The following is a 25118-nucleotide window of genomic DNA, read 5'->3' as shown; positions in this document are numbered from 1 at the left end:
GCTGCCTGCAAGGCGTGGTGCGTTGACTGCCAGCAGCTGTGTGCTGGCGAATAAAAAACCTGGAAAACGTTGCCGTTATTCCAGGCTTCTTAACCGACCCTTTGGTCGGGGAGACAGGATTCGAACCTGCGACCTCTACGTCCCGAACGTAGCGCTCTACCAGACTGAGCTACACCCCGCGAAGGGAGCCGGAAAGATACGCTCAGTCCGGCGTTTTGGCAATACCTTCACGCAGTTTTTCAGCGCTTTGCATCGATCTTGTTTGCTTCGCGCGCTTCAAACCACATGCCGTTGAGGATGGCGACCGTCGCCGCGAGGCCCGCACCCAGAATCCAAGCGAAATACCACATGAGTTGTCTCCTTGATGTTGTCGTTGCGGATCAGTAGGCGTTCGGGTTTTCACCCATCTCTTCCAGCGTGGTCTTGCCCTTCATCACGCGGTACACCCAGGTGGTGTAGGCGATGATGATCGGCAGGAAGATCACGGTGGCCAGCAGCATCACCCACAGCGTCAGGTGGCTGGAGGAACCGTCCCACACCGTCAGGCTGGAGCCCGGGCTGGTGGAGGAGGGCAGCAGGAACGGGAAGATCGCAAAGCCGACGGTGAGGATGATGCCGGCGATGGAAGCGCCCGAGGCGAGGAAGGCCAGGCCACCACGACGCTTGCGCAGCAGGACCGCACTGGCCAATGCACCCAACAGGCCAACCACCGGCGCCAGAATCGTGGCCGGCATGCTGCTGTAGTTGTGCAGCCAGCCGCCAGCGGCGGAGAACTCAGCGGTCTTCAGCAGCGGATTGCTGGCACCGTCGGTCACCACCTGCGAGGTGATCTGGTAGCCGGGCAGGCCGAAGGCAACCCAGGCACCAGCAAGTGCGAACAGCACGAACGAGGCGATGGCGGCGATGCTGCCGATCTTTGCCGAGCGCTCAGCAACCGGGCCGCTGGTCTTGAGCACCAGCATGGCTGCGCCGTGCGAGACCAGCATTGCCACGCTGACCAGGCCGGCCAGCAGCGCAAACGGAGTCAGCAGGCCGAGCAGGTTGCCGGTGTAGAACACGCGCTGGGTGTCGTCGAAGTGATACGGCACGCCGAGCAGTACGTTGCCAACCGCCACGCCCATGATCAGCGCCGGGATGAAGCCGCCGACAAACAGCGCCTTGTCCCAGTTGTTGCGCCAGCGTTGGGTCGGCATCTTGCTGCGGTACTTGAAGCCGACCGGACGCAGGATCAGTGCGAACAGGATCAGGAACATCGCCAGGTAGAAGCCCGAAAAGCTCACCGCATACAACGGCGGCCAGGCGGCGAAGATCGCACCGCCACCCAGCACCAGCCACACCTGGTTGCCTTCCCACACCGGGCCGATGGTGTTGATCACCAGGCGGCGCTCTTCATCGGTCTTGGCAACGAACGGCAGCAAGGTGCCAACGCCAAGGTCGAAGCCGTCCATTACCGCGAAGCCGATCAGCAGGATGCCGAGCAGCAACCACCAGATCACGCGTAGCGTTGTGTAGTCCAGAAGAATGAATTCCATGAGTGTTCTCCTGCCTTATGCCTGGCCGTTGCCGGCGGTATTGGCGTGGTTGGTTGCGACGGCCGACTGCTGCAGCGAGGGCAGGATTTCGTCCGGGCCCTTGCGGATGGCCTTGAGCATCAGCTTGACTTCGATCACCAGCAGCACCGTGTACAGCGCGGTGAAGCCGACCAGCGTTGCCAGGATTTCGTAGACGGCCAGGCCGGAGGCGGCATAGAAGGTCGGCAGTACGCCATCAACGGCCCACGGCTGACGGCCGTATTCGGCGATGAACCAGCCACATTCGATGGCAATCCACGGTGCCGGCAGCGACCACAGGGCAACCCGCAGGAAAGTGCGCTTGTGCTCGAAGTTGTTACGGCAGGAGTAGTAGAAGGCCAGGGCGAAGAAGCCGATCATGTAGATGCCCAGGCCAACCATGACGCGGAAGGTCCAGAACAGCGGCGCAACCGTGGGTACCGTGTCCAGCGCAGCCTGTGCGATCTGCTCAGGCGTGGCGTTCTCGATGTCGTCGCGGTAACGCTTCAGCAGCAGGCCGTGGCCCAGATCCTGCCAATGACGGTCAAAGACCTCGCGGGCTTCAACGTCGTTCTTGTCGGCGCGGATGCGTTCCAGTGCGGCGTAGGCGATCTGGCCACCCTTGACGCGACCTTCGGCCTGCTTGACCAGATCCAGGATGCCCGGGATCTCTTCATCCAGCGAACGCGTGGCGATCAGGCCCATCACGTACGGAATCTGGACTTCGAAGTCGTTGCGCTGTTCCTGCTGGTTCGGGATGCCGAAAGCAGTGAACGGTGCCGGTGCCGGATGGGTGTGCCACATGCCTTCGATGGCAGCCAGCTTCATCTTCTGGTTTTCCGCCGTGGCGTAACCGGATTCATCACCCAGCACGGCGACAGAGATGGAGGCCAGCAGGCCGAACGCCGAAGCCACTGCGAACGAGCGGCGGGCGATGTCACGGTGCTTGCCGCGCAGCATGAAGAAGGCCGAGATCGACATCACGAACATCGCGCCAGCCACATAACCGGCCGAAACGGTGTGCACGAACTTGGCCTGGGCAACCGGGTTCAGCAGCACAGCGGCGAAATCCACCACTTCCATGCGCATCGTTTCCGGGTTAAAGACCGCACCCACCGGGTACTGCATCCAGCCGTTGGCGATCAGGATCCACAGTGCCGACAGATTGGTGCCCAGCGCCATCAGCCAGGTCACGGTCAGATGCTGCACCTTGGACAGGCGGCCCCAGCCGAAGAAGAACAGGCCGATGAAGGTCGCCTCCAGGAAGAACGCCATCAAGCCCTCGATGGCCAGCGGTGCGCCGAAGATGTCACCCACGTAGTGGCTGTAGTAGGACCAGTTCATGCCGAACTGGAACTCCATCACGATGCCGGTACCCACACCCATGGCGAAGTTGATGCCGAACAGCACGCCCCAGAACAGGGTCATCCGGCGCCAGACATCCTTGCCGGTCATCACATAGACACTCTCCATGATCGCGATCATGAAAGAGAGCCCCAGCGTGAGCGGGACGAATATGAAGTGGTACATCGCGGTCAGCGCGAACTGTAGACGTGACAGTTCTACGACTGTTGAGTCGATCATGGCCTGGCTACCTCGTGGGAATTGGGCGTCATGGAGTGGCTGGGAGGGGTTCTATGGCAGCGATACTCCCCGTTCAGGCCTGCCAATGCCTTGATCTGGATCAATGTGGGCTGGCTGTCCAACGCCGATCGTGCAGGGCCGGCAGGCTGGGTACGGCTTGCTTACAATCACCTATGTTCTCCTTCACCTGAGTTGTCAGTCTTGAGCGAAGTTCCACATTCCAACGCGGTGCAACAGCAACGCCGCGTACAGCAGCAGTGGCTGGCGGCTCTGGCGTCCGGTGCCCGGTCGCAGCAGCGTTTGGCGGCCTTGGCCGTCTGTACTTCAGGTGCGCTGCTGATCGTGCAGGCTGGCGCCATTGCCTGGTTGATCCAGAGCATAGTCGTGGAACGGCTGAATTGGGTACAGGTAATTCACGGTTTCTGGGTATTGGCGGCCGTGCTGGTGTTACGCAGCCTGCTGGGCGGGGTCGCGCAGACCGCCGCCGGCAAGGTGGCCGACAGCGCCAAACTGGCGCTGCGCGAGCAGGTTTACCGGCGGTTGATGGCACGCGGACCGTTGTGGCTGCGCCGTCAGCGCACTGGCGAGCTGGGCGAGCTGCTGCTGTCACACGGCGATGCCATCGAGGGCTATTACGCCGGTTTCCAGCCAGTGCGGGTGGAAGTGGTGGTGGTGCCGCTGCTGATTGCTGCAGCCGTGGCCTATGTGGACTGGGTGGTGGCGCTGATCTTCATCTTCACCGCGCCGCTGGTGCCGTTCTTCATGATGCTGGTGGGCTGGGGCGCTGAGGCTGCCGGACGCGCCCAGCTCGGTGAGCTGGCACGCATGAGCGGCCACTTTGCAGACCGCATCAAGGGCTTGGGCCTGTTGCGACTGTACGGGCGCGGCGAGGCCGAGCTGGAGGGCGTTGCCGCCGCCGCCGATGGCGTACGCGAGCGCACCATGAAGGTGCTGCGCATCGCTTTCCTGTCCTCGACGGTGCTGGAATTCTTCGCCTCGGTCAGCGTGGCGATGGTCGCCCTTTACCTGGGCCTTAGCTATCTGGGCCTGATGTCGCTGCATGCGGTGGTGCCAACCCTGGGCACCGGCATGTTCTGCCTGTTGCTGGCGCCGGAGTTCTATGCGCCGCTGCGGCGCCTTGCGGCGCACTACCACGACCGCGCCAACGCCCTGGCGGCAGCGGCCGAGGTCGAGCGCCTGCTGGCTGATGATCACGACACTGCAGCAGCTACTGCTGTTGCGGCGCCTTTGGTGGCCCCGGAGCCGGCACAGCTGCATGCGCCGTTGGTGTCGGTGCGCAATGCCACGCTGCGTCCACAAGGCGCTGCCCATGATGTGTTGCAGGACTTTTCGCTGGAGATCGGTGATGGTCAGCGTCTGGCCCTGATCGGCCCGAGCGGCAGCGGCAAAAGCACCTTGCTGGAGGCACTGGCTGGTTGGTTGCCGCCACGCGACGGACGCATCGTGGTCCGCGACGGTGTGCGCATCGCTTATGCCGGCCAGCGCCCGTATCTGTTCCATGGCTCGATTGCAGACAACCTGCGCATGGCCGATCCCGCAGTGAGTGCTGCGCGGTTGCAGGCGGTGGCTGAAGTCGCACAGGTGATGCGTTTCGCCAAGGATCTGCCGCTGGGCTTGAACACCGTGATCGGCGAGCGAGGATTCGGCCTGTCCGGAGGCGAGGCGCGGCGTATAGGGCTGGCGCGGCTGTTGCTGCTGGAGCCGGATCTGTTCCTGCTGGACGAGCCCACGGCATTTCTCGATCCGCAGACCGAAGCGGATCTATTGCAGGCACTGGCCGCACATACCCGTGGCCGCACCGTGCTGATGGCCACTCACAGCGAGGCGGCGATGCGCTGGGCCGACAAGGTCATCGACCTGCAGGATTGCATGCAGGCAGAAATGCAGGGAGAGCGCGCATGAGCCCGCAGACGATGCGTGATGTATTCAAGCGCCACCGCTGGCGGCTGGCGCTGGCGACCCTGCTGCTGCTCACCACCATGCTGGCCGGGGTTGGCTTGTTGGGTCTGTCTGGCGGCTTCCTCACTGCGGCGGCATTGGCCGGTGCCTTGGGCATGGGCAGTACTTTCAATTTCTTCTCCCCGTCGGCCGGTATCCGCGGCTTGACGATGGCGCGCATCGCGTCGCGCTATTTCGAAAAGCTGGTCGGCCACGACGCCACCTTGCGGATTGCCCGTGACCTGCGCGTATGGTTCTTCCGGCGTGCGCTGCCATTGGCACCGGCGCGGCTGGGCAGCAGCCGTACCGGCGAACTGCTGGCGCGGCTGATCACCGATATCGGCGAAGTTGATGGCTTGATGGTGCGGGCCATCAGCCCGTTGTTGGCATTGGCCGGTATCGCACTGGCAACGGTAGGGGCGGCGGCGTTGATTTATTGGCCGGCAGCGTTGCTGTTGCTGGTGCTTGCCGTGCTGGTAGCCATTGGCGTGCCGATGTTTGCTGTGCGCCGTGGCGATGCGGTCGAGGCCGAACGTGCGCAACAGCGTGCCAGCCTGCGCACCTTGGCATTTGAAGGATTGGAAGGTGCGGCTGATCTCACCGCGCTGGATGCCCGCGATGACTGGGCATTGCGTGTGGATGCAGCGGCGCAGCAGCTGGCGCGCAGCGATCAGCGTCGCCGCGGCCGCCTGATCGGCGGCAACGTGCTGCATTCAGCGCTCGCCGGGCTCGGCTTGTTGGCAATGCTGTGGCTGGCTTTGTTGGCGTTCCAGGCCGGCAAGGTAGAAGCAGCATATGCGGCGACCTTGGTATTTCTGACTGTCGCTTTGCTGGAAGTTGCAGCGGGCAGTGGCATCGCGTGGCAGGCTTTGCAGTCGGCGCGTGTCGCTGGTAAGCGCTTGCGGCAGATTGTCGATCAGGCGCCTTCCGTGCAGGAGCCGGCACAGCACCGCGCCGTGCCCGCAGGCGCGGCGTCGGTGACTTTCGAGCAGGTGGTGTTTGCCTGGCCGGGCGAGACGCGGCGCTTGTTGGATGGTGTGGACCTGCAGCTGGCACCGGGCGAGCGCATCGCCATTCGCGGTGACAGCGGCTGCGGCAAGACCACCTTGTCGGCCTTGCTGCTACGGCTATGGGACCCACAGCAAGGGGCAGTGTGCTTCGCTGGTGTAGATCTGCGTGAGTTTGCCCAGGACGATTGGTATCGACAGATTGCCTGGTTGCCGCAGGGCGCGCCGGTATTTGCCGGCAGCATTGCGGAGAATCTGCGATTGGGTGACCCACAAGCCAGCAATGAAGCGCTGTGGGCGGTGTTGGCGCAGGTACGCCTGAATGATTGGGCGCAGCAACAAGGCGGGCTGGGCGCGTGGGTGGGCGAGAACGGAGCCACCATGTCGGCGGGACAGGCGCGGCGTTTGGCCTTGGCGCGCGCGCTGCTGCGCAACGCACCGATCATGGTGTTGGATGAGCCCACCGAAGGCTTGGATGTGGATACCGCGCATGCCTTGCTGATCGATCTGGCGGCGGCGCTGGGTCAGCGCAGCCTGTTGATGATCACTCACGACCGCTTGCCGGAAGGCGTGGTGCAGCGCGAGTACCGGTTGCAGCACGGGCGGTTGAGCCTGCAGTAGCCAGCGTGGAGCCGGGTTCGACCTGGCTTTGGAGGCCCAAGGGCGGCGATGCACAAGCGTGCGTCGTCAGCTGCCTTTGCTTCTACGCCATCGTTTGAAGCCGTAGGCGACAATGCTGGCTACCGGCACGGTAACCATCGGCCCGAACAGGAAGGCCAGGCCATCCTGCGCATCGCGATGGCCGGTCACATCCCAGACAAAGCGCAAGCCAAGATAGGGCGCAACCAGGCCGCCGAGCAGGGCGGCAAGCAGTACCGCGAGCCAGGTGCGGTGACACATGGCGCCAGTCGCCAAGCCAAAGCCGACGCTGACTGCTATTGCGACTAACCAGAAGGTCATGATGGGTTCCTGCTATGCGGATTGGTCATCATTGCGACTCACAGCATGGGCTGGCGGATGATGGTTTTCCACTTCTCCGGTGCAGCCCTTCTGATGTCGCTCAAGTAGATCTCATGGTGCTTGCCGCGCAACGCGGATCGTTGATCGATGAAGGCATGCACGCGGTCAATAGTCGGGCCTTCGTTGGCGAAGGGGCCGATATACAGGATCTGCGCGCAGCGTCCTTCATGAAAACTCTCGAAACGCAGCTTTGATAGGCCGACGAGCGACTTCTTCTGCAAGTTGGTCATCGCAGACTCCACGTCTGTCTCGCACACTCCCGGCGGCTGCATGATCATCATGGTCCAGTGCCAATGCTGCTTCTCATCGCGTTGGAAGGTCGCCATGTCGTCGGCCCACCACAATCCCTCCAGTGGCATTACGGCGTAGTCCAGTCGTCCGCATTTCTTGAGCGCGAACTTGATGGTGTAAGCAGTAGAGAACAGCGTTTCCACGGCGTTCTTGTAGTCAGGCGAGGTATTTGGATTGCCTGTGCCATCAATCATCAAAAAGTTGAATGCAGGCACATCGACCACGTCGACGACCTTGGCCGAAGGTTGGTAGAGCTGCTTCAACTGGCGCTTGAGATCGATCTTGTCCATGGATACTCCTGGATCGGTTGATGCAAAGCGGTGGCAATGCAGGGCATGGGCGGCGCTTCAGCGAGCGCTGCCATCCACATAGGGCCGCGACTGCAGGATGAATATGTCATCGCCAACGACCGCCCACTCGATGTCCTGATCGACACCGCCCAGCGCCTGCTTGGTACGGCTGCCAACTGCTGCCAGCCTGGCGATCAAGGCATCGGTCAATACCTGACGGGAGCCGGTCAGCGGCACCTCGCGCACGCCGCCGGCGGCGTTGGCCACCAACTGGGTGTCCTCGGCTGAGCGGCTCAGGACCTGCACCGCCTTGGACCAATTTGAGTACATCACTTGTTCGGCTTGCCGCTTGCCTTCCACCACGCGGATGCCGAGGCCGCGTTTTGCCGATATGTAGGTGATATGGCGACGCCCTGCATCGAACGGGTCACGGGTAATCATCACACCGGAGCTGTCCGACGGCGCCGCCAACTGCACCAGTACCGCCATCGCTACCGCATCCTGGTCAAGGCCGGCGGCGCGGCGTGCTTCGTAGGCCTCGAAGTTGTACACCGACGCCCATACTGTCTGCACCGCACGCAGCAGTGCCTCGGCATCGATCACGTTGGGCACGGTCGTATACAGGCCGGCACCGCTGAAATTCGGCAGGTCTTCCGAGTTGGAAGAGCTGCGTACGAACACGCCGCGTCCCTGCAATTGGTTCTGCCACTGCGACTGCAGGCTGCGGACCAAAGCCGGGTCCGGCGTGGCGCTGCTGATCTGAGCGCGCAGCGAGCTGAGTGCGTCACGGCGGGTCTTGGCATCGCTGGCAAAGCCGGGCTGCCGCTGCAACGCGGCCAGCCGCTCGTTGATGCGCAGTTTCTGCATCGCCGATTGGTAGTACGAGAAGGGAACGCAGAATCCATCAGGTACCCGGGCGGATGGCGGCAATACGGATTTCAATGTGCCCAGATTCGCAGCTTTGACGCCGCAGTGACTGCTGTCCCTGGCGCGCAGGGCAGCAAGCGGTTTCAGCGCGGTCACCGATACATCGGGTTGCGGCAGATTACGCACGGTGGCCTGCGCGGTTCTTGAAGGCCTGCTGGCCGGGCGAAGGGCTGGCCGCACCTTGTAATTGTTGTTGGTGACTTCCAGCTCGATCCACTGTCCGTCGTACACGCGCAATGCGGCCTGTGCATCGCGGACATAGACGTTGGGGATACGCCAACCCTTGGCCAGTAGATTCACGTGCGACAGCAGTGTCGACGGACGCTGGGTGACAAGGCCGGCTACCGGTGGCAGCGAGATCGGAGCTTCATCCAGCACTACGATGTCCTGCGGTGATAGATCGCTTGCCTGCTCGACCGAGCGGATGATGCGCAGGCGGCCTTGTGCGGTACCCGTGTTCAACGGCAGGAAAGACTGCTCACGCAGCAACGCTTCCTGGGTAACGAAGGCCAGCCCTGCAGTACGCGCGGTTTGTTCGTGCAGGGTGGAGTTGGTCTTGAAGCGGATTGGCTCGTAGAACGATCCGCGCACCAGCTGTTCGGTCTGTCCGAGCAGCGCCGGTGTCAGCTGGTCGCCTTCCCAGAACTCATAGGTAAAACCGGGAAGATCGCGCTGCCAGCTTATGGTGCCGAACAGGAAGCGCCGTTGCGGGTCTTTGTACTGCGCGTTGAGAGTGGTTTTGTCCAGCTGCGGCAGAAGCCGTTCGCGGCGCACGAAGTGCTCGTGCAGTTCGTAGCGTGGCGTATTGATGTAGTAGATGCGGGCCGGGTCGCGCCGATCGATGGTGAAGATCAGATGCGGCATTTCCAGTGGCGTGCCGGGGTTGTAAACCCGCGCCAGACGCACGAAGTCATCGCGGCTACCAATGCGCGGCAGATGCGCCGGGGTTTGTGCGCTGTCGGTGGCAGCTGCAGTTGTACCTTGTCGGGCCTCGTAAGGCGAAGGCTTGCGCGCGGTTTGCGCCAGCGCGGCAGGAATCGCACTGAGCAGGAACGCGCAGAAGACGAGGCGCTGCAAACAAACGAGGCGCAGTGTGGATTGCGTACGGGCTCGATCCATGATGCCGTGCTGGAGCTGGTGGAGGGCAGATGATAAGCGACCGGCATCTGCTCCGTTGTGTGCCGGGTAGCTGTAACGCTGAAAGCAGCACAATCCCATTGGTGTGGTTTGCAGTGGCGCAGCCCGGTAAGCGTTGCGCCTCCAGGATGTGAGGTCCAGGTGACTTTCCGGTCGCCCGCTAACAAACCCGGGCGCGCTGCGCTTAGCTTGGCTACGTAGATGCCAAGAGGCTCGGTTTACTGAGGAAGGCTCAGTTTTCCGCTGCCAAGAAACCAGATTGCGGCGATATTGAGCACAACCGTCAGCCAGAACACCAGCTGGAAGCTGGACTTGCTGGTTTTGTGCCGGAACAGGCCTTGGCCGATCAGCGCGCCCGGCCAGCCGCCGAGCAGGGAGAGCAGGTGCAAGGTGTTTTCAGGGGTGCGCTGTTCGCCGCGGGCTGCTGCGCCCTTGTCGTAGAGATAGAATCCCAGCGCAACGATGCTCATGCCGCCGATCAAGGGTAAGGTCCAGCCAGGTACAAGCTTGGCAATCCACAATCCAAGCACGCAGAGCAGGGCGCATACGCCCAGCAGGACATGCGGCAGGCGCGCGGTGAACGGGGGGCGCTTTGGTTTGGCCGTGACGGTTTTGGTGGCGCTTGCTGAGCGCACCGCGATGGCGTTGAGGCGGCCGCGGTCGTCCTTGCGTAGCGCATAGTTGATCAACATGCCGTCGGTGGGGCGTTGCGCGCGTTGCTCAAAGGCCTTGATATGGACGAAGGCACGGTCACCGCCACCGTTCGGGATCACGAAGCCGAAACCCTTGTCGTCGTTCCAATCCTGCAGTCGCCCTTGATAGCGCATTGAGCTCGCCCCTGTTTGTTGGCGCTATTGCAGCGCAAACGTGAGGGGCTGTGAAGCCCTGATTTTGTAGGAGGGGCATAAGCCGCGAAGCTGGCATTGCTGAAGGCCTGGGAGCCTGTGCCATCTGATGTTGTATCAGCTTCGCGGCTTACGCCGCTTCTACAAAAGGGGGCTTGCATTGATCAGGGCTCGTCACGAATCCGCAGGAAGCGCGGAAAGCGGGGCAGTCCGTGCACGGTCAGGCCGTTGTAGCGGTAGGTCACTTGACTACCGATTGCGGGCGGATGGGCCCGCTGTGCATCACTCAGACCGCTACCGATGCGGAACTGTGCGCCGCTGTCGCTGCGCATCAACAGCGCGCCAACCATGCCGGTGTATTTCCCCTTGCCGGGGACATAGCCGATCACGCGCGCTTCGGCGTCGTCATGCAGCTTGAGTTTGAACAGGCCGGTGCTGCGGCCATCGCTGTAGCGATTGTCCTGGTGATGCAGCATCAGGCCTTCGCCGCCGGCCTGCACGGTGCTGCGAAGGTGGCGATGCAGGCTTTCTGTATCGGGCAGGCGACGTTGTTCTATGGTGAAGAGATAGGGATTTGGCTGATTGGCGGCTATCCGACTCAGTTGGTCATGGCGCTGGGCGAAGCCGCCTGTTGCATTGGGCAGATCGAAGGCCATGAAGCGCAGCTTACGCCACTGCGCCTCGTCGGCCGGGGTGCTGCGGATCAGCGCACTGGTGGCTTCAAACTGACCGCGTGCCATCCACAATTCGCCGTCGATCAGCTGCTTGGGCCAGCCTTGGGTAAACCATGCGGGTGCCGCGATGCGGTGGCCGGCGCGGGTCCAGAGTGCTTGGCCGTCCCAGCGCGCACGCACGCCATCGAGCTTCTCGCTGACCAGATACAGCGATACATCTGGTCCATCCTGCCAGCTGCTTGCCAACATCAACGGTGGCGCGGCAGCGAGCGCTGCGTTGAGCGCGCTGCACAGGAAGAACAGCATAAGCAGGAGCGGGCGCGACATGGCTGGCCTCCGGTGGTCGGAGGCTTCAGCGTGATGCGTGCGCGGTGCAGGCAGCCATCAGCGGCCACCTGCATTCAAGGTCGGTGCGGTGTTTACGCGGCTGTCGGCAGTGTCTGCAGGAACTGCGCTACGGCGGGACCGAAGCGGTCGTAGTCAACCAGGAACGCATCATGGCCCTGCGGCGAATCCATGCCGATGAACTGGGTGTCGGCGCCGCCTGCTCGCAAACCGTCGGCGATCTGTTGCTGCTGTTCCACCGGGAACAGAATGTCGGTATTGGCGCCGATGGCGAGCGCGCGTTCAACCCGGATCTTCGCCAACCCGGCCAGTACGTCGCCGTCAGCGTATTCGGCAAGGTCGAACCAGTCCATGGACCGACCGAGGTAGAGATAGCAGTTCGGGTCGAAGTGGCGCACGAAGCGGCGAGCGTGGCCTTCCAGATAGCTCTCCACCTGGAATTCGAGGCCGAACGGGTCTTCGTCGGTCTGGTCCGAGTCCAGCCGCACGCGGCCGAAGCGGCCGTCCCATTCCAGCGCCGAGCGATAAGTGATGACGCCGAGCTTGCGCGCCATGCGCATGCCCGATTCCGGGTAGTGCAATTCGTCGTAGTCGCCGTTGTTCCATGCCGGGTCGAGCCGAATGGCTTCGCGCTGCAGCGAGCGGATGGCGATCGAAAACGGCAGGGCGCGGGCACTGCCGGAGATGTTGATATGACTGCGGGCGATGCCTGGGTGCTGCAGCAACACCGCCAGCGCAGTCATGCCGCCCATCGAGTTGCCAATCAGGCAGGCCAGTTGCTTGATGCCGAGTGCGTGCACCACTTCGGCGGCGGCGTTGGCCACGTCTTCAATCGACAACTCGGGGAAGGACAGCCGGTAGGTCTTGCCGGTGGCCGGATCCAGCGAGGCCGGACCGGTAGAACCTTTGCAGCTGCCCAGTGAGTTGACGCAGATGACGAACCAGCGGTCGGTATCAATCGGTTTGCCGGGACCAAGCATCGGCTCCCACCAGCCCGTGGCCGGGTTGTTGGGGTTGCTGGCGGCATGTGCATCCGGCGATAGGCCGGTGACGATCAAGATGGCATTGCTGGCATCGGCGGCAAGGCTGCCCCAGGTTTCGTAGGCGACATGGGCGCCGATCAGGCTGCCACCGCGCTTCATCGGGAACGGCGAGGGCAGCGCGTGGAAACGGCTGCCATCAGGAATGAATTCAGTCATCTGCCAATTTTAACGGGGATGCCGGGCGCATCTTCGCATGGATGATAACCAGTGGTTATTTGGGTATTGCTGGGCGGGCGATGGGTGGGTGGTGGCGCGGGCGCTCGAAGCGTGTCCGCGAAGCAGTGCGGTTGGAATTCCCGCTGTGCGTGAACAGCTACGGGTGGGCCACAGTGACGCCAGAGCTGGCCGGAGTGCGCATTTTTGTAGGAGCGGCGTAAACCGCCAATCCGACGTTGCTGAAGCAAATGTCATATGTGCCGTCCGATGGATGTGGTTGCTTCGCGGCTTACGCCGCTCCTACAAAGTAGCCTGCAGCGGCTTATTGGCCCAGCGTGATGGTCAACGGCCTGTCAGCCGGTAGCTTGACCTTGACCGGTACCGACTCGACGTCACTCTCGCCGCGCATGGCGTTGCCACTGGCGGACAATCTGGCGAAGACTTCCACTTCCTGCAGGTCGGACAGCTTCTGCGTAGGCATTGGGCTGTCGCCATCGTCGAGGGTGATGGTCAATGGCGCTACCTGTGCCGGGTGGCGTTCGACGGCGACAGGCATCGGTGGGCCACCGGGGATGCGGGCGATGACGAACACGGTCTCCTTGCCGGAGGCTGCCCGTGCGGCCAAGGCCGGTGCCAGCGTTACCGTCACGGTGATGCCGGAGCTGCTGGGCGCTGCTGCTGCCGTTGCGGGAGCGCTGCCAGTAGTGGTGCTCGGCGTCTTGCCGCGGGCGATGTCGATCTGTTCCTGCAGCGCAGTTGCGGCTGCGGGCTCCAATCGGGAGAGCAGGCTTTCCCAGGTCTGCGCGGCTTGTTCGTTCTGGCCTTGCTGGCGCTGGACGATACCGGTGAGCCAGATCACCCGCTCGTTGTCCGGCGTAATCTCGCGGGCGCGGACAAGCCACTGTTGCGCGGTGGCGTCGAACAGGAACTTGGGGTCAGCTTGGGCGCGGGTTTGTGCGGCTTCGACCAGCAGGCCCGGCTCGTCCGGTGCCAGTTGTGCGGCACGCTGGTAAGCGGCGGCGGCATCGGCAACCTTGCCGATCTCCAATTGCGAGCGCGCCAGCAGCACCCAGCCGTCAACGCGCTCGGGGTTCTGTTTCAAGGCGTCCTGCAGCTGGGCAATGCCTTCCTCGATGGTCTGCGGTGCTGGGGCGGCTTCAGGCTGCGGCTGCATCGCTGCCGGGGTGCCCAGCAACTGGTACAGGCCCAGCGTAGCGACCAGCGACAGCGCAACCAGGTTGCCCCAGATCCGGCGTTTGCCGGCGCGCCACAACGGCCACAAGGTGATGCCGGTGGCTACTACCGCCAGCACTGCAGCACCTGCCAGAAACCCAGTATTTACCATTCGCGTTCTTCCTGACTGGCATCGTCATTGCTGGCAACGGAAACGGCGCGGCCACGCCGCCGCACGTACACAATCAACAACACGGCGCCGGCCAGCAACAGCAGGCCCGGGCCGAACCAGAGCAGGGCGGTGCCGGCTTCCAGCTGCGGGCGGTACAGCACGAATTCGCCGTAGCGATCGACCAGGAATTGCTTGATCTCGGCGTCGCTGCGGCCTTCGTGCATCAGCTTGAGTACTTCGCGGCGCAGATCATGGGCGATCTGGGCGTCGGAATCGGCAAGCGATTGGTTCTGGCATTGCACGCAGCGCAGTTCGGCGGTCAGTGTGTGGAAGCGCACTTCCTCGGCGCGGTCGCGGTATTGCAGTGGGCTGGGGTCGCCGGCTGGCTGCGCGCTGGCGGCAAACGCCAGGCACAGCCACAGCAGGGCCACAGCCCAGGCTTTCATCGTGCGGCCCCGAGATCCGGCGCACCGTGTTTGCCACCGGCAGCCGCTTCGACTTTCTCCAGTGCCGGGATCAGCTGTTCGTCCATGACCTGCTGGCTGATGGCGCCGCTGTACTTCCAGCGCACGATGCCGCTGCCGTCCACCAGGAAGGTTTCCGGTGCGGCGGCGATGCCCCAGTCCAGCGCGGTGCGGCCTTCCTGATCGGCCAATACCACCATGTAGGGATTACCCAACTGCTCAAGCCAGCGCAGTGCTTCGCTGGGCTCGTCCTTCCAGTTGTAGCCGATAACGCGCACGCGCTTGGTTTCGGCAAAGCGGGTGAGGATGGGGTGTTCATCGCGGCAGGTCGGGCACCAGCTGCCCCAGACGTTGAGTAGATAGGGTGCGCCGCGCAGCTGCTTGTCGGTGACGTGCACGCTTGGATCATGCAATACCGGCAATGAGAAGGCCGGCGCCGGTTTGCCGATCAATGCGGACGGCAGGCTGTCGCGATCGGGTTTGCCGGAGCGGCTGACGCCGTACAGCATCAAACCCATCAGGCCGAGGAAGAACAATGCGCCGAGGACGATGGCGACCGGCGGCAGGCGATGCTTGGTGTTGGATTCGGGCGAGGGATTATTCATTTCGATTTCTCAGGCAGCCGGCGGAAACGGCGGTCGACGGCGGTAATGAAACCGCCCAGCGCCATCAGCGCCGCGCCCAACCAGATCCAGCGGACAAAAGGTTTGATCTGTACGCGTACGGCCCAGGAGCCGTTGCCCAGTGATTCTCCCAGCGCAACGTAGATATCGCCACCCAGGGCGGGGTGGATGCCGGCTTCGGTCATCGCTTGACCGCCGCTGGCGTACATGCGTTTTTCCGGGTGCAGACGGGTAATCAAGGTGTCGCCGCGCAGTACCTGCAGGTGCCCGCGGTCGGAGTGATAGTTGGGGCCGTCGGTAGCATCCACACCTTCGAACAGCAGCGTGTAGCCGCCAGCATCAATGGATTTGCCCGGTGCCAGCGCGACTTCATGCTGTACATGCAGTGCTTCCACCAGCAGGGCGCCGACCAGGAATACGGCGACGCCGAAGTGGGCGATCAGCATGCCCCAGGTTTCGGCATTGAGCCGGCCGCTCTTGCGCAGCCGCGTCCACAGGTAGTAGCCGGTGCCGCCGGCCACCCATGCAGCCCCCGCAATACCGATGCCCGTCTTGAACTTGCCCTGCGGTGCCATCCACCAGCCAATGATGCCCAGCACCACCGCCAAACCAGCCCACGGCGCGAGTAGCGCCAGCGTGCGCAGGCCTTGCTCGCGCTGCCAGCGGCTGAGTGGACCAAATGGCAGCAGCACGATCATCGGTGCCATCAACACCACAAACAGCGTGCCGAAGTAAGGCGGGCCTACCGAGATCTTGCCCAGATCCAGTGCATCGGCCAGCAGCGGATACAGGGTGCCGAGCAGCACCATGGCGCAGGCGCAGCTGAGCAGCAGGTTGTTGGCCAGTAACAGGCCTTCGCGCGAGTTGAGCGTAAAGGCGCGGCGCGGGTCGGCGCTGTTGCCACCGATGCCGGGGGCACGTATCGCATAGAGCAGCAGCGAGCCGCCAACCACGATGCCAAGGAAAATCAGGATGAACAGGCCGCGCGAAGGATCGGCGGCAAATGAATGCACGCTGGTCAGCACGCCCGAGCGGACAAGGAAGGTGCCGAGCAGGGACAGTGCAAAAGCGGCGATTGCCAGCAGCAGGGTCCAGCCGACAAACACGCCGCGCTTTTCGGTGGCCGCTTGTGAGTGCAGCAGGGCAGCGCCGACCAGCCACGGCATGAAGCTGGCATTCTCCACCGGGTCCCAGAACCACCAGCCACCCCAGCCCAGCTCGTAATACGCCCACCAGCTGCCGAGCGCGATGCCGATGGTCAGAAAGCCCCAAGCCGCGTTGGTCCACGGCCGGGTCCAGCGCAGCCAGCGCACGTCGATGCGGCCATCGATCAGTGCAGCAATGGCGAAGGCGAACGGCACCGCGAAACCGACGTAGCCCAGATAGAGCAGGGGCGGGTGGATGATCAGTCCCGGGTCCTGCAGCAGCGGGTTGAGGTCGTGACCCTCGCTCGGCGCTGGCAGCAGGCGCGCAAACGGATTGGAGGTGAACAGCAGGAAGGCGAGGAAGCCCACGCTGATCATGCCCATCACCGCCAGTACGCGCGCCATCACTTCGGGCGGCAGCTGCCGTGAGAACGCGGCAACCGCGGCGGTCCACAGCGCCAGCACCAGCGACCACATCAGCAATGAGCCTTCGTGTGCGCCCCACACCGCCGAATAGCGGTAGATCATCGGCAGCAGCGAGTTGGAGTTGTCGGCGACATAGCGCAGCGAGAAATCCTGGTGCACAAAGGCAATCGTCAACACCACGAAGGCCGCGAGCACCGTAGTCAGTTGCAGCATCGCCGCCGGCCGTGCGATCGCGATGAGTGCCGGGATGCCGCGTTGGGCGCCGACAAGTGGCAGGACGCTTTGCAGCAAGGCCGCCAGCAGGGCGAGGATCAGTAATACCTGTCCGATTTCACCGAGCACTCAGGGCGTTTCCGTAGTTGGGGTAGTGACCGGGACCTGATGCTTGTCGTGCGCCACGCCCATCTTGTCTGCCAGTTCCTTGGGCATATAGGTCTCGTCATGTTTGGCCAGCACGTCTTCGGCGACGAACACGCCGTTGGCCATGCGCCCGGTGGCGACCACCGCCTGACCTTCGCGGAACAGATCGGGCAGGATGCGGTCGTAGGTGACCGGCAGCATGGCGTCGCCGTCAGTGACCTCGAAGCGCGCCAGCAGCGCACCGGGTTCGCGCTTGAACGAGCCCTTGGCCACCATGCCGCCCAGCCGGAAGCGCGCGTCGGGGGCGACCTTGCCAGCTTTGACCTCGGCCGGCGTGTACAGATAGGCGATGTTGCGTTGCAAGGCGGTGCTGACCAGAGCGACGGCAGCGCCTGCTACAAGCAGCGCCAGCAAAACCCACAACAGGCGACGGCGCTGGGTCGGGCTCATCGGCTCAGTTCCTCGTCAACCGCCGCGGCGCTGCTGCGGCTGGCGCGGTTGATGCGTGCACGTGCCTCGCGCAATTGCTGGCGGATCTGCAGGCGCGGCACGATGAAGTCCCAGGCCAGTACAATGAAGAACACGGCATAGGCCAGTGCCACGTATTTGAAATAGGTCATGCCGATTTCTCCAGCCTTTCGCGCAGCCAGGCCTTGCCGACTTCGCGGCGCAGGTTGTCGGCGCGGGCGCGCGACAGCAGTGAACCGACGAACCAGAATTTGGTGGCCAGCACCATGATCCACAGCGGCAGGATCATGCTGCTGTCCATGCTGGAGTCGCCGAACACACGGATGGTCTGGCCCTGGTGCAGCGAGTTCCACCACACTACCGAGTAGCGGATGATCGGCAGCATCACCACGCCGACGATTGCCAGCAGCCCGGCGGCGCGGGCGGCAGCGCGGCGGTCATCGATGGCGCCGTAGAGTCCGATCACGCCCAGGTACATGAACAGCAGAATGAGCTCGGTGGTCAGGCGCGGGTCCCAATCCCACCAGGTGCCCCACATCGGCTTGCCCCAGATGCTTCCGGTGAGCAGGGTGATCAGGGTGAATGCCGCGCCGATGGGCGCGCAGGCCATGGCCAGGATCTCGCAGAGCTTGATCCGCCAGATCAGCGCAATGGCGCTGTAGAAGGCCATCAGCCCGAACACGAACAGGCTCATCCATGCCGATGGCACGTGGATATACAGGATGCGGAAGCTGTCGCCTTGCTGGTAGTCAGCCGGCACCACCGCCAGTGCCTGCCACAGACCGAAGCCGAACAGCGGCAGCGCGGCGACATAACACCAGGTGGACCAACGGGCGGCGAAGGTGTCGAAGTAGGGCGGTGAGCCCAGCTTGTGAAACCAACCAACTAAACCTTTGAACATCCGCTCGCTCGCTGAGGAAGACGATGACCGGGCCGCGATCAGCGGCCCTGCCGGCTGGGCGGTGCGGGTTGCACCACCGTTGCTGTTTTCAGACTAGCGCAAGATACCGCAAATTCAGAAAAGCGGCGGGGAGTAGCAGGGTTGCTTGGTGGCGGCGTCCTTGATCGTCGGAGCAAGGCCCATGAAGCTGCAGAAAACGGCAGCGGTGCAGGCGACGTGTTGCAAGGGCCAGTGGTCGTAGCCGCATTGATTGCGTTGCCAAGGACTGGTCGCAGACATGTCTACAGACAGATGCTGCAGATTGGGGGCGCGCGGCCGATTCGCGGCCAGCTCATCGGCTCAGCTTCGGGGCAGGGCGCCGGCCATGAACAGGCGTACGGCCGCACGTGCCTGCTCCTGCGCGCGGGGCAGGTCACTGGCTACCACGCGGCCATTGACCGAGCGAAGGATCAAGCCGCCGATCACCACCATGTAGAAGAAGTGCGCGGCTTGTTCGGGGTTTTCGATGTACATGCGCCCGGCGGCGGTTTCGCGGGCGAAGTACTGGCTGAGCAGCACTTCCATTGGTGCCACGCCATGGGCATGGAACCAATCGCGCAGCCCGGGTTGGTTCATGCCTTCGGAAATGACCACTCGATGGCAGGCCAGACGCGCGGGCGAGAGGACCTCCTCGGCCATCTGGCTGGCAGCTTCTTCCAAAGCCTCTGTAGGCGGCAGCGGCGACTGCAGCAAGGTGTCCAGGCTGCGGCCGAAATCATTGATGCTCTGCTCCATCAGTGCATGGATCAGGCCTTCCTTGTCGCCAAAGGCGCGGTACAAGGTGGCCATCGAGCCGCCGGCACGTTTGACGATGTCGGCAAGTCGCGCGGCCTGATAACCTTTTTCGTTGAAGACTTCGGTGGCAGCCGCCAGAAACTTCTCTACGCGCAGTTCGCCACGGCGTTGCAGCTCGACCACGGGACGGGGCGGCAAGGTAGGTTTGTCTACGCTCGGAACTTCCGTGTGGGGCCGCTCAGCCATGTGCTTGGTTCAATTTGTGAAGTAAGCGTCAAGAATAGCGCTGTTTTGTGCTCAGGAGTTGGCGATGCGGATTGCTGCGGCCGCAGTCAGCGGGGCGAGCACTGCGCTGACCAGCAGGCCGGCCGCCAGCATCAGCAGCGCACCGCTGGGATCAAGGCCCTGTGCCGCTGCCGCCACCGCGCCGGCGCCGAACACCAGTACCGGCACGTACAGCGGTAGCACCAGCAGCGCCAGCAGGATCCCCGCGCGGCGCATGCCCACGGTCAAGGCCGCGACCACCGCGCCAAGCAGGCTCAACAACGGCGTGCCCAGCGCCAGTGCGGTGATCAGCACCGGCAGCTGCTCGCGCGGCAGGTGCATCAGTTCGGCCAGCAACGGGCTGACCAGCACCAGCGGGAAGGCGGTGGTCAACCAATGCGAGAACACCCGCACAGCGACCAGCCAGGCCAGCGGCACAGGCGACAGCAGCCATTGCTCCAGCGAACCATCCTCGGCATCACTGCGGAACAAGGTGTCCAGCGATAGCAGGCCGGCCAGCAGAATCGACAGCCACAGCACCGCTGAAGCAACGCTCTGCAGCAGCTTGGGTGCGCCGCCCAGGGCCAGCGCGAACAAGGCGACTACCAGCAGTGCGAACAGGATCGGCTGCGCGGCATCGCCGCGGCGACGCCACAACAACTTCAAGTCGCGCGCCAGCAGGGCGCGGGCAGCGGAGAGCAGGGTTGGCTGCGGACCGGGCAGGCTCATGCCGCGTCCTCCTGTGCTGCCTGGCTGGCCAAGGTGATGGTGCGATTGCGTACCGGTGGTGCTGCGTAGGCACCATGGGTGGTAACCAGCGCGCCGCCACCGCCGCGCAGATGCGCGGAAATCATCCGGTTGACCAGATTGATGCCATCCAGATCAAGGTTGGCGTAGGGCTCGTCCAGCAGCCAGATCGGTGCCGGCGACAGCCAGATCCGGGCCAGTGACAGGCGCTTCTTCTGGCCAGCTGACAACTGTCGGACCAAGGTGTCCTCATAGCCGGCCAGGCCGACTATGGCCAAGGCGTTGCCCGGCATTTGCCGCGCGCGGCGGCCCTGCAGCCCACACAGGAAATGCAGGTTTTCCAGACAGCCCAGATCCTGCTTGAGTGCGGTGAGATGGCTCAGGTAGGCGATATAGCGGGATCGGTCGGTACTGTTGGCAGGGCGTCCGTCGATCTCGATCCGGCCTTCGTCCGGGCGCAGCAGTCCGGCCAATACGCGCAACAGAGTGGTCTTGCCTGCGCCATTGCTCCCTTGTACCAACAGCGCTTCGCCTGCATCCACGTGCAGGTCCAGCGGCCCGAAAACCGGATCGTCATTACGGGTGAAACGCAGGCCGCGTGTGTAGAGCAGCGGCGGGATGTTCGCGGTTTCAATCATCGGATCGGGCGCTTCCGTCCTTGGGAGGTGGCGCAGGCTGGGCAGCGCATCGGGGCGCGCAGTATAGCGCTGGGCCGCGGCTGTCCTGCGTCGCACGGGCACGGTTCCGGTGGTTGATCGGGAGGCCGAGACCGCCGGGTTTGCGTACACTCGGGGTTTTCTCCCCCGGCGTGTACGTACCCATGCATCCGCAGACCAAGTTGCCCAAGGTGGGCACCACCATTTTTACCGTGATGTCACAGCTGGCCGCCGAGCACGGCGCGGTCAATCTTGGCCAGGGCTTCCCGGACTTTTCCGCCCCGCAGCGCTTGATCGATGAAACCGCCAAGGCCATGCGCGAGGGCCTGAACCAGTACGCGCCGATGACCGGCGTGGCACCGCTGCGCCAGGCCATCGCGCAGAAGGCACTGGATTGCTATGGCGCGCAGGTCGACCCGGACAGCGAGATCACCGTCACCTCTGGTGGCACCGAGGCGATCTTCAATGCCATCCACGCCGTGGTGCGGGCCGGTGAGGAAGTCATCGTGCTGGACCCGGCCTATGACTGCTATGAGCCGGCGATCGATCTGGCCGGCGCGCGCGCTGTGCATGTGCCGCTGGACCCGCAGACCTTTGCGGTGGATTGGGATCGCGTGCGTGCGGCCATCACCCCGAAGACGCGCATGTTGATGGTCAACACCCCGCACAACCCGTCCGGCGCGATGTTGACTGCCGATGACATGCAGGCGTTGGCTGATGTGTTGCGTGGTACCGACATCTACCTGATCTCCGATGAAGTGTACGAACACATCATCTATGACGGCGCGCGCCACGAGTCGGCATTGCGTTACCCGGAACTGCGCGAACGTGCGTTCGTGATCTCGAGCTTCGGCAAGACCTACCACTGCACCGGCTGGAAGATCGGCTACGCCATCGCACCACCTGCAATGACTGCCGAGTTCCGCAAGGTGCACCAGTACAACACCTTCACCACCTACAGCCCGGCGCAGTATGGTTTTGCCGCGATGATCCGCGATGAGCCCGAGCATCACCTGGAGCTGGGTGCGTTCTACCAGAGCAAGCGCGACCGCTTCCGCGAGCAGCTGCTGGGCACGCGTTTGAAGCCGCTGCCGGTGCCGGGTGGTTATTTCCAGCTGGTCGACTATTCAGCGATCAGCGACCTGCCGGACCATGAGTTCGTGCGCTGGCTGACCATCGAGAAGGGCGTCACTGCGATTCCGTTGTCGCCGTTCTATGAAACCCCGCCGGCTGGGCAACGTCTGGTGCGACTGTGCTTCGCCAAGAACGATGCGACGCTGGATGCGGCTATCGAGCGCCTGCGCGCGCTCTGACACTCATAGCCACGATGGACACTGGTTTGCTCGTTTTCCTCTTGGCGTTCGGTGCGTTCCTGCTTGCGGTTGCAGTGAAAGGCTATCTGTTCCTTGCCGTGGTTCAACCCGGTTTGCACGCGCGTGGAGTGTCGGTGGACGAGGGGCGCCTGGCGTTTCGTGGCAGCTTTGGCCGCTATACCCGTGAGTATCTGGCGCTGCTTGAAGATGTTGAGCGGCGCCAGCCGGTTAATTGCTGGATTGCGCGGCTGCAGTGGTGGGGGCCGGTACTCGGCGCCGCCATGGCGGTCAGCGCTGTTCTATCTTTATGGCTGACAGGACGATGATGACGATGCAGGACCTGCGTATTTCCCTGGTGCAGGGCGACACCCGCTGGCACGACCCGGCGGGTAACCGCGATTACTACGGTGCTCTGCTGGCGCCGCTGGCCGGTAACACCGATCTGGTGATTCTGCCGGAGACCTTTACCAGTGGCTTTTCCAACGACGCGATTGATCAGGCCGAAGGCATGGACGGCCCTACCGTCGCATGGATTGCCGAACAGGCGCGCGCGCTGGGCGCGGTAGTGACCGGCAGCGTGCAGCTGCGGGTTGATGGCAGCGTCTACAACCGTCTGCTGTGGGCGACACCCGAAGGCGAGTTGCACTATTACGACAAGCGCCATCTGTTCCGCTATGGCGGCGAGCACAAGCGCTACGCCGCCGGCAACGAGCGGCTTTGCGTGGAATGGAAGGGTTGGCGGATCAATCCGCAGATCTGCTACGACCTGCGTTTCCCGGTGTTCTGCCGCAATCGCTTCGATGTGGAGCGGGCAGGGCAGATGGATTTCGACCTGCAGATCTTCGTCGCCAACTGGCCGTCGGCGCGTGCCTACGCGTGGCAGACCCTGGCGCGTGCACGGGCGATTGAGAACCTGTGCTACGTGGCCGTAGTGAACCGCATTGGTGTGGATGGCAATGGCCTGCACTACTCAGGCGACAGCGCGGTGATCGACTTCCTCGGTCAGCCGCAGTTGGAGATCCGTGAGCGCGAACAGGTGGTCACCACCACCATCTCGGCACAGGCGCTGGCGGCGCATCGCGAGCGCTTCCCGGCGATGCTGGATGCCGATGCGTTTAGCTTGGGCGGGCCGGTGGTGGCTCGCTGAACGCCGGCCGCGTGCTGTGTCTGTCAGCCCTTTGCAAGCTGCGGGGCGGCTGTCAGGCTCGGTGCCGGCTTCAATCATGCAGAGGGTGCGCGATGAAAAAGATGATGGCGATGGCCGCGGTGCTGGCGTTGGGCATTGCCCCGGCGGCGCAGGCAGCGGGCAATATCGACTGTGAACTGCATTACAACCTCACCGGTTGGTCGATGTTCTACAAGACCTCCAGCGGCACCGGCACGATCACCTGCGACAACGGCGCCAGTATTCCGGTCAAGATCAGCGCCAAGGGCGGTGGTTTGACCGTGGGCCGTACCACCATCACTGATGGTCGGGGCAAGTTCAGTGGCGCTTATTCGCTCAACGACTTGTTGGGAACTTATGCAGCAGTCGAGGCACATGCCAGTGCATCGCGCGCCAATGATGCGCAGGCAATGACCAAGGGTGACATCTCGCTTGCATTGGCTGGTAGCGGGCGTGGTTGGAGCATTGGTGTTGGCTTTGGCAAGTTCGTGATCGAGCGACGCTGATTTTTTACGATGAGGGACAGGTTGCTGTAGAGCAAAAGCCTGCCCTCATCCGCCCCTGCGGGGCACCTTCTCCCGCTAGCGGGAGAAGGGAATGCTTGGAAGCAACGGCCAGAGCCGAAGCAACGGCCAAAGCCGAAGCAACGGCCAAAGCCGAAGCAACGGCCAAAGCCGAAGCAACGGCCAAAGCCGAAGCAACGGCCAGAGCCGAAGCAACGGGCAAGAGCGATGGAAATCGCGGTGGCAACAAGTCAAACAATGTTTGAGGACTACTCCCTTCTCCCGCTTGCGGGAGACGGTGCCCGAAGAGCCTGCCCCCGCGAAGGCGGGGGGCGGATGAGGGGCTTTTGGCTCAGCTGCAGATGTGCGAATGGCAAGCAGTCCGCCTGCCTGTTTTGTTATCGCTGAGCCTTCAAACGGGCCTGGGCGCTCAAATCGAATGCCGCGCACGGTGGTGCGGGGCAGCTGTTGGCGGACGCAAATCCCTGGCTCTGCGACTCACTTTCCACTTGCGGCCGGAAAGGCCTTGAGCGCCGCCCACACCACTGGCTTGGCCCACTCCGGTACCTGTGCAAACTCGTCCTGGCTGATCGGGCAGAGAATTCGCCCCTTATCCATTTCCAGCACCAGCAACGGCTCGACCAGGCCGTCGTGATCCGGGGGGCGGCTGTTGTCATAGACGTGCAGCGTGGTCAGGTGCGGTAATAGTTCGATCAGGTTGAGGCGCGAGCTGTCATAGCGCTGGCGGATCTTGTCTTCGGGAATATCGTGGCCGCCAGCTGCAACCCGTTCGGCCACGCGTTGCAGATGCAGCTCGATGCTCTCCAGGCCGCAGAACCACACCGTTACTTCATGTTGCTCGCAGGCCTCGCGCAACAGCTTGGGAATGGTGTTGGCGCCAAGTGTTGTTTCGAAAGCGTAATCGCGATTGAAAAGCATCGCTTCGCGCAGGCGGCGAGTACCTTCATGCCATGCGGTTGCATTGGCTTCCGCCAGTGGCCAGTCATGCTCGACCAGTTGCCGGGTGAAGGCATCGGGGTTGAACCAGGTGGCGCCATCGTGCGCCAGCATCATGCCCAGCAAGGAGCTCTTGCCTGCGCCATTGACGCCGGCCAATACCAGAATGCGCGCCATCG

At 63.2% G+C, this 25118-nt stretch carries 27 protein-coding genes and 1 tRNA gene; 7 read left to right on the top strand and 21 right to left on the bottom strand.

The features are described from left to right. Positions 1-102: 102 nt before the first annotated feature. From ACVOLZ_RS06825 to ACVOLZ_RS06810, 4 genes are all read right to left on the bottom strand, one after another. Positions 103-179 (bottom strand) — tRNA-Pro (locus ACVOLZ_RS06825). Between the two features lie 60 nt (positions 180-239). After that, entirely contained in the window at positions 240-350 is a 111-nt protein-coding gene (gene cydX, locus ACVOLZ_RS06820) for a cytochrome bd-I oxidase subunit CydX (RefSeq protein WP_282269734.1), read from the bottom strand. Between the two features lie 30 nt (positions 351-380). Next, positions 381-1532: a cytochrome d ubiquinol oxidase subunit II gene (gene cydB / locus ACVOLZ_RS06815; protein WP_481512096.1), complete on the bottom strand. Its 1152-nt coding sequence runs from the start codon at positions 1530-1532 to the stop codon at positions 381-383. A 15-nt stretch (positions 1533-1547) separates the two neighbouring features. Further along, on the bottom strand, positions 1548-3134 hold the full coding sequence (locus ACVOLZ_RS06810; protein WP_481515518.1) for a cytochrome ubiquinol oxidase subunit I: 1587 nt from the start codon (positions 3132-3134) through the stop codon (positions 1548-1550). Between the two features lie 201 nt (positions 3135-3335). Between ACVOLZ_RS06810 and cydD the strand changes: the two genes are divergently transcribed. Together cydD and cydC are read left to right on the top strand one after the other, a co-directional pair. Then, positions 3336-5057 carry a thiol reductant ABC exporter subunit CydD gene (cydD, locus tag ACVOLZ_RS06805; protein WP_481515517.1) on the top strand — a complete coding sequence of 574 codons (1722 nt, stop codon included), beginning with the start codon at positions 3336-3338 and terminating at the stop codon, positions 5055-5057. Beyond that, the gene (gene cydC, locus ACVOLZ_RS06800; RefSeq protein WP_481515516.1) at positions 5054-6721 is read left to right on the top strand and encodes a thiol reductant ABC exporter subunit CydC; all 1668 of its coding nucleotides are present in this window, start codon (positions 5054-5056) and stop codon (positions 6719-6721) included. Before cydD ends, cydC begins: the two co-directional genes overlap by 4 nt. Positions 6722-6787: 66 nt before the next feature. On the opposite strand, the gene ACVOLZ_RS06795 is transcribed toward cydC, so the two are convergent. From ACVOLZ_RS06795 to ccmA, 16 genes are all read right to left on the bottom strand, one after another. Beyond that, on the bottom strand, positions 6788-7060 hold the full coding sequence (locus ACVOLZ_RS06795) for a hypothetical protein (protein WP_481515515.1): 273 nt from the start codon (positions 7058-7060) through the stop codon (positions 6788-6790). Between the two features lie 38 nt (positions 7061-7098). Next, a complete protein-coding gene (locus ACVOLZ_RS06790; RefSeq protein ID WP_481515514.1) occupies positions 7099-7701 on the bottom strand; it encodes a GyrI-like domain-containing protein in 603 nt (200 codons plus the stop codon). Between the two features lie 57 nt (positions 7702-7758). Next, positions 7759-9705, bottom strand: a complete 1947-nt coding sequence (locus ACVOLZ_RS06785; RefSeq protein ID WP_481515513.1) for a PEP/pyruvate-binding domain-containing protein — start codon at positions 9703-9705, stop codon at positions 7759-7761. A 278-nt stretch (positions 9706-9983) separates the two neighbouring features. Further along, the gene (locus ACVOLZ_RS06780; protein ID WP_481515512.1) at positions 9984-10592 is read right to left on the bottom strand and encodes a DUF1294 domain-containing protein; all 609 of its coding nucleotides are present in this window, start codon (positions 10590-10592) and stop codon (positions 9984-9986) included. Positions 10593-10774: 182 nt separating this feature from the next. Next, positions 10775-11611, bottom strand: coding sequence for a DNA ligase (locus tag ACVOLZ_RS06775; RefSeq protein ID WP_481515511.1), 837 nt, complete (start codon positions 11609-11611; stop codon positions 10775-10777). A gap of 92 nt (positions 11612-11703) precedes the next feature. Next, a complete protein-coding gene (gene metX, locus ACVOLZ_RS06770; protein WP_481515510.1) occupies positions 11704-12828 on the bottom strand; it encodes a homoserine O-acetyltransferase MetX in 1125 nt (374 codons plus the stop codon). 322 nt (positions 12829-13150) lie between these two features. Then, positions 13151-14173, bottom strand: a complete 1023-nt coding sequence (locus tag ACVOLZ_RS06765) for a tetratricopeptide repeat protein (protein ID WP_481515509.1) — start codon at positions 14171-14173, stop codon at positions 13151-13153. After that, the gene (locus ACVOLZ_RS06760; RefSeq protein ID WP_481515508.1) at positions 14167-14619 is read right to left on the bottom strand and encodes a cytochrome c-type biogenesis protein; all 453 of its coding nucleotides are present in this window, start codon (positions 14617-14619) and stop codon (positions 14167-14169) included. Before ACVOLZ_RS06760 ends, ACVOLZ_RS06765 begins: the two co-directional genes overlap by 7 nt. Then, positions 14616-15242: a DsbE family thiol:disulfide interchange protein gene (locus tag ACVOLZ_RS06755; protein ID WP_481515507.1), complete on the bottom strand. Its 627-nt coding sequence runs from the start codon at positions 15240-15242 to the stop codon at positions 14616-14618. The genes ACVOLZ_RS06760 and ACVOLZ_RS06755 overlap by 4 nt, the downstream gene beginning before the upstream one ends. Continuing rightward, positions 15239-17173, bottom strand: coding sequence for a heme lyase CcmF/NrfE family subunit (locus ACVOLZ_RS06750; RefSeq protein WP_481515506.1), 1935 nt, complete (start codon positions 17171-17173; stop codon positions 15239-15241). The genes ACVOLZ_RS06755 and ACVOLZ_RS06750 overlap by 4 nt, the downstream gene beginning before the upstream one ends. Then, positions 17174-17641, bottom strand: coding sequence for a cytochrome c maturation protein CcmE (ccmE, locus tag ACVOLZ_RS06745; protein WP_481515505.1), 468 nt, complete (start codon positions 17639-17641; stop codon positions 17174-17176). Further along, positions 17638-17811, bottom strand: a complete 174-nt coding sequence (ccmD, locus tag ACVOLZ_RS06740; protein ID WP_481515504.1) for a heme exporter protein CcmD — start codon at positions 17809-17811, stop codon at positions 17638-17640. Before ccmD ends, ccmE begins: the two co-directional genes overlap by 4 nt. Beyond that, positions 17808-18560, bottom strand: coding sequence for a heme ABC transporter permease CcmC (ccmC, locus tag ACVOLZ_RS06735; protein WP_481515503.1), 753 nt, complete (start codon positions 18558-18560; stop codon positions 17808-17810). Before ccmC ends, ccmD begins: the two co-directional genes overlap by 4 nt. 339 nt (positions 18561-18899) lie before the next feature. Beyond that, the gene (locus ACVOLZ_RS06730) at positions 18900-19532 is read right to left on the bottom strand and encodes a TetR/AcrR family transcriptional regulator (RefSeq protein WP_481512112.1); all 633 of its coding nucleotides are present in this window, start codon (positions 19530-19532) and stop codon (positions 18900-18902) included. 99 nt (positions 19533-19631) lie between these two features. Further along, positions 19632-20327: a heme exporter protein CcmB gene (gene ccmB / locus ACVOLZ_RS06725; protein WP_481515502.1), complete on the bottom strand. Its 696-nt coding sequence runs from the start codon at positions 20325-20327 to the stop codon at positions 19632-19634. Beyond that, positions 20324-20983 carry a heme ABC exporter ATP-binding protein CcmA gene (gene ccmA, locus ACVOLZ_RS06720; protein ID WP_481515501.1) on the bottom strand — a complete coding sequence of 220 codons (660 nt, stop codon included), beginning with the start codon at positions 20981-20983 and terminating at the stop codon, positions 20324-20326. The genes ccmB and ccmA overlap by 4 nt, the downstream gene beginning before the upstream one ends. Positions 20984-21165: 182 nt before the next feature. On the opposite strand from ccmA, the gene ACVOLZ_RS06715 reads away from it, so the two are divergent. From ACVOLZ_RS06715 to ACVOLZ_RS06695, 5 genes are all read left to right on the top strand, one after another. Then, a complete protein-coding gene (locus ACVOLZ_RS06715) occupies positions 21166-22314 on the top strand; it encodes a pyridoxal phosphate-dependent aminotransferase (RefSeq protein WP_481515500.1) in 1149 nt (382 codons plus the stop codon). A 14-nt stretch (positions 22315-22328) separates the two neighbouring features. Next, positions 22329-22640 (top strand): hypothetical protein, encoded by a 312-nt coding sequence (locus tag ACVOLZ_RS06710; protein WP_481515499.1) that lies wholly within the window; start codon positions 22329-22331, stop codon positions 22638-22640. Positions 22641-22645: 5 nt separating this feature from the next. Further along, a complete protein-coding gene (locus tag ACVOLZ_RS06705; RefSeq protein WP_481515565.1) occupies positions 22646-23461 on the top strand; it encodes an amidohydrolase in 816 nt (271 codons plus the stop codon). Positions 23462-23553: 92 nt separating this feature from the next. After that, positions 23554-23985 carry a hypothetical protein gene (locus ACVOLZ_RS06700; RefSeq protein WP_481515498.1) on the top strand — a complete coding sequence of 144 codons (432 nt, stop codon included), beginning with the start codon at positions 23554-23556 and terminating at the stop codon, positions 23983-23985. A gap of 95 nt (positions 23986-24080) precedes the next feature. Beyond that, positions 24081-24248 (top strand): hypothetical protein, encoded by a 168-nt coding sequence (locus tag ACVOLZ_RS06695; protein WP_481515497.1) that lies wholly within the window; start codon positions 24081-24083, stop codon positions 24246-24248. A gap of 232 nt (positions 24249-24480) precedes the next feature. On the opposite strand, the gene ACVOLZ_RS06690 is transcribed toward ACVOLZ_RS06695, so the two are convergent. Continuing rightward, positions 24481-25116 (bottom strand): ATPase, encoded by a 636-nt coding sequence (locus tag ACVOLZ_RS06690; RefSeq protein WP_481515496.1) that lies wholly within the window; start codon positions 25114-25116, stop codon positions 24481-24483. Positions 25117-25118 lie beyond the last annotated feature (2 nt).

Source organism: Stenotrophomonas sp. STEN020, from assembly GCF_056760195.1.
This window is presented reverse-complemented; position numbering and strand designations above follow the sequence as displayed.

Coding starts and splice junctions, on each gene's coding strand:
- ACVOLZ_RS06755 (WP_481515507.1), bottom strand. CDS start 15,242: ATGAATAATCCCTCGCCCGAATCCAACACCAAGCATCGCCTGCCGCCG.
- ACVOLZ_RS06700 (WP_481515498.1), top strand. CDS start 23,554: ATGAAAAAGATGATGGCGATGGCCGCGGTGCTGGCGTTGGGCATTGCC.
- ccmA (WP_481515501.1), bottom strand. CDS start 20,983: ATGATTGAAACCGCGAACATCCCGCCGCTGCTCTACACACGCGGCCTG.
- ACVOLZ_RS06690 (WP_481515496.1), bottom strand. CDS start 25,116: ATGGCGCGCATTCTGGTATTGGCCGGCGTCAATGGCGCAGGCAAGAGC.
- ACVOLZ_RS06775 (WP_481515511.1), bottom strand. CDS start 11,611: ATGTCGCGCCCGCTCCTGCTTATGCTGTTCTTCCTGTGCAGCGCGCTC.
- ACVOLZ_RS06780 (WP_481515512.1), bottom strand. CDS start 10,592: ATGCGCTATCAAGGGCGACTGCAGGATTGGAACGACGACAAGGGTTTC.
- ccmE (WP_481515505.1), bottom strand. CDS start 17,641: ATGAGCCCGACCCAGCGCCGTCGCCTGTTGTGGGTTTTGCTGGCGCTG.
- ccmC (WP_481515503.1), bottom strand. CDS start 18,560: ATGTTCAAAGGTTTAGTTGGTTGGTTTCACAAGCTGGGCTCACCGCCC.
- cydC (WP_481515516.1), top strand. CDS start 5,054: ATGAGCCCGCAGACGATGCGTGATGTATTCAAGCGCCACCGCTGGCGG.
- ACVOLZ_RS06765 (WP_481515509.1), bottom strand. CDS start 14,173: ATGGTAAATACTGGGTTTCTGGCAGGTGCTGCAGTGCTGGCGGTAGTA.
- ACVOLZ_RS06715 (WP_481515500.1), top strand. CDS start 21,166: ATGCATCCGCAGACCAAGTTGCCCAAGGTGGGCACCACCATTTTTACC.
- ccmD (WP_481515504.1), bottom strand. CDS start 17,811: ATGACCTATTTCAAATACGTGGCACTGGCCTATGCCGTGTTCTTCATT.
- ACVOLZ_RS06710 (WP_481515499.1), top strand. CDS start 22,329: ATGGACACTGGTTTGCTCGTTTTCCTCTTGGCGTTCGGTGCGTTCCTG.
- ACVOLZ_RS06760 (WP_481515508.1), bottom strand. CDS start 14,619: ATGAAAGCCTGGGCTGTGGCCCTGCTGTGGCTGTGCCTGGCGTTTGCC.
- ccmB (WP_481515502.1), bottom strand. CDS start 20,327: ATGAGCCTGCCCGGTCCGCAGCCAACCCTGCTCTCCGCTGCCCGCGCC.
- ACVOLZ_RS06705 (WP_481515565.1), top strand. CDS start 22,646: ATGCAGGACCTGCGTATTTCCCTGGTGCAGGGCGACACCCGCTGGCAC.
- ACVOLZ_RS06795 (WP_481515515.1), bottom strand. CDS start 7,060: ATGACCTTCTGGTTAGTCGCAATAGCAGTCAGCGTCGGCTTTGGCTTG.
- ACVOLZ_RS06810 (WP_481515518.1), bottom strand. CDS start 3,134: ATGATCGACTCAACAGTCGTAGAACTGTCACGTCTACAGTTCGCGCTG.
- cydB (WP_481512096.1), bottom strand. CDS start 1,532: ATGGAATTCATTCTTCTGGACTACACAACGCTACGCGTGATCTGGTGG.
- cydX (WP_282269734.1), bottom strand. CDS start 350: ATGTGGTATTTCGCTTGGATTCTGGGTGCGGGCCTCGCGGCGACGGTC.
- metX (WP_481515510.1), bottom strand. CDS start 12,828: ATGACTGAATTCATTCCTGATGGCAGCCGTTTCCACGCGCTGCCCTCG.
- ACVOLZ_RS06790 (WP_481515514.1), bottom strand. CDS start 7,701: ATGGACAAGATCGATCTCAAGCGCCAGTTGAAGCAGCTCTACCAACCT.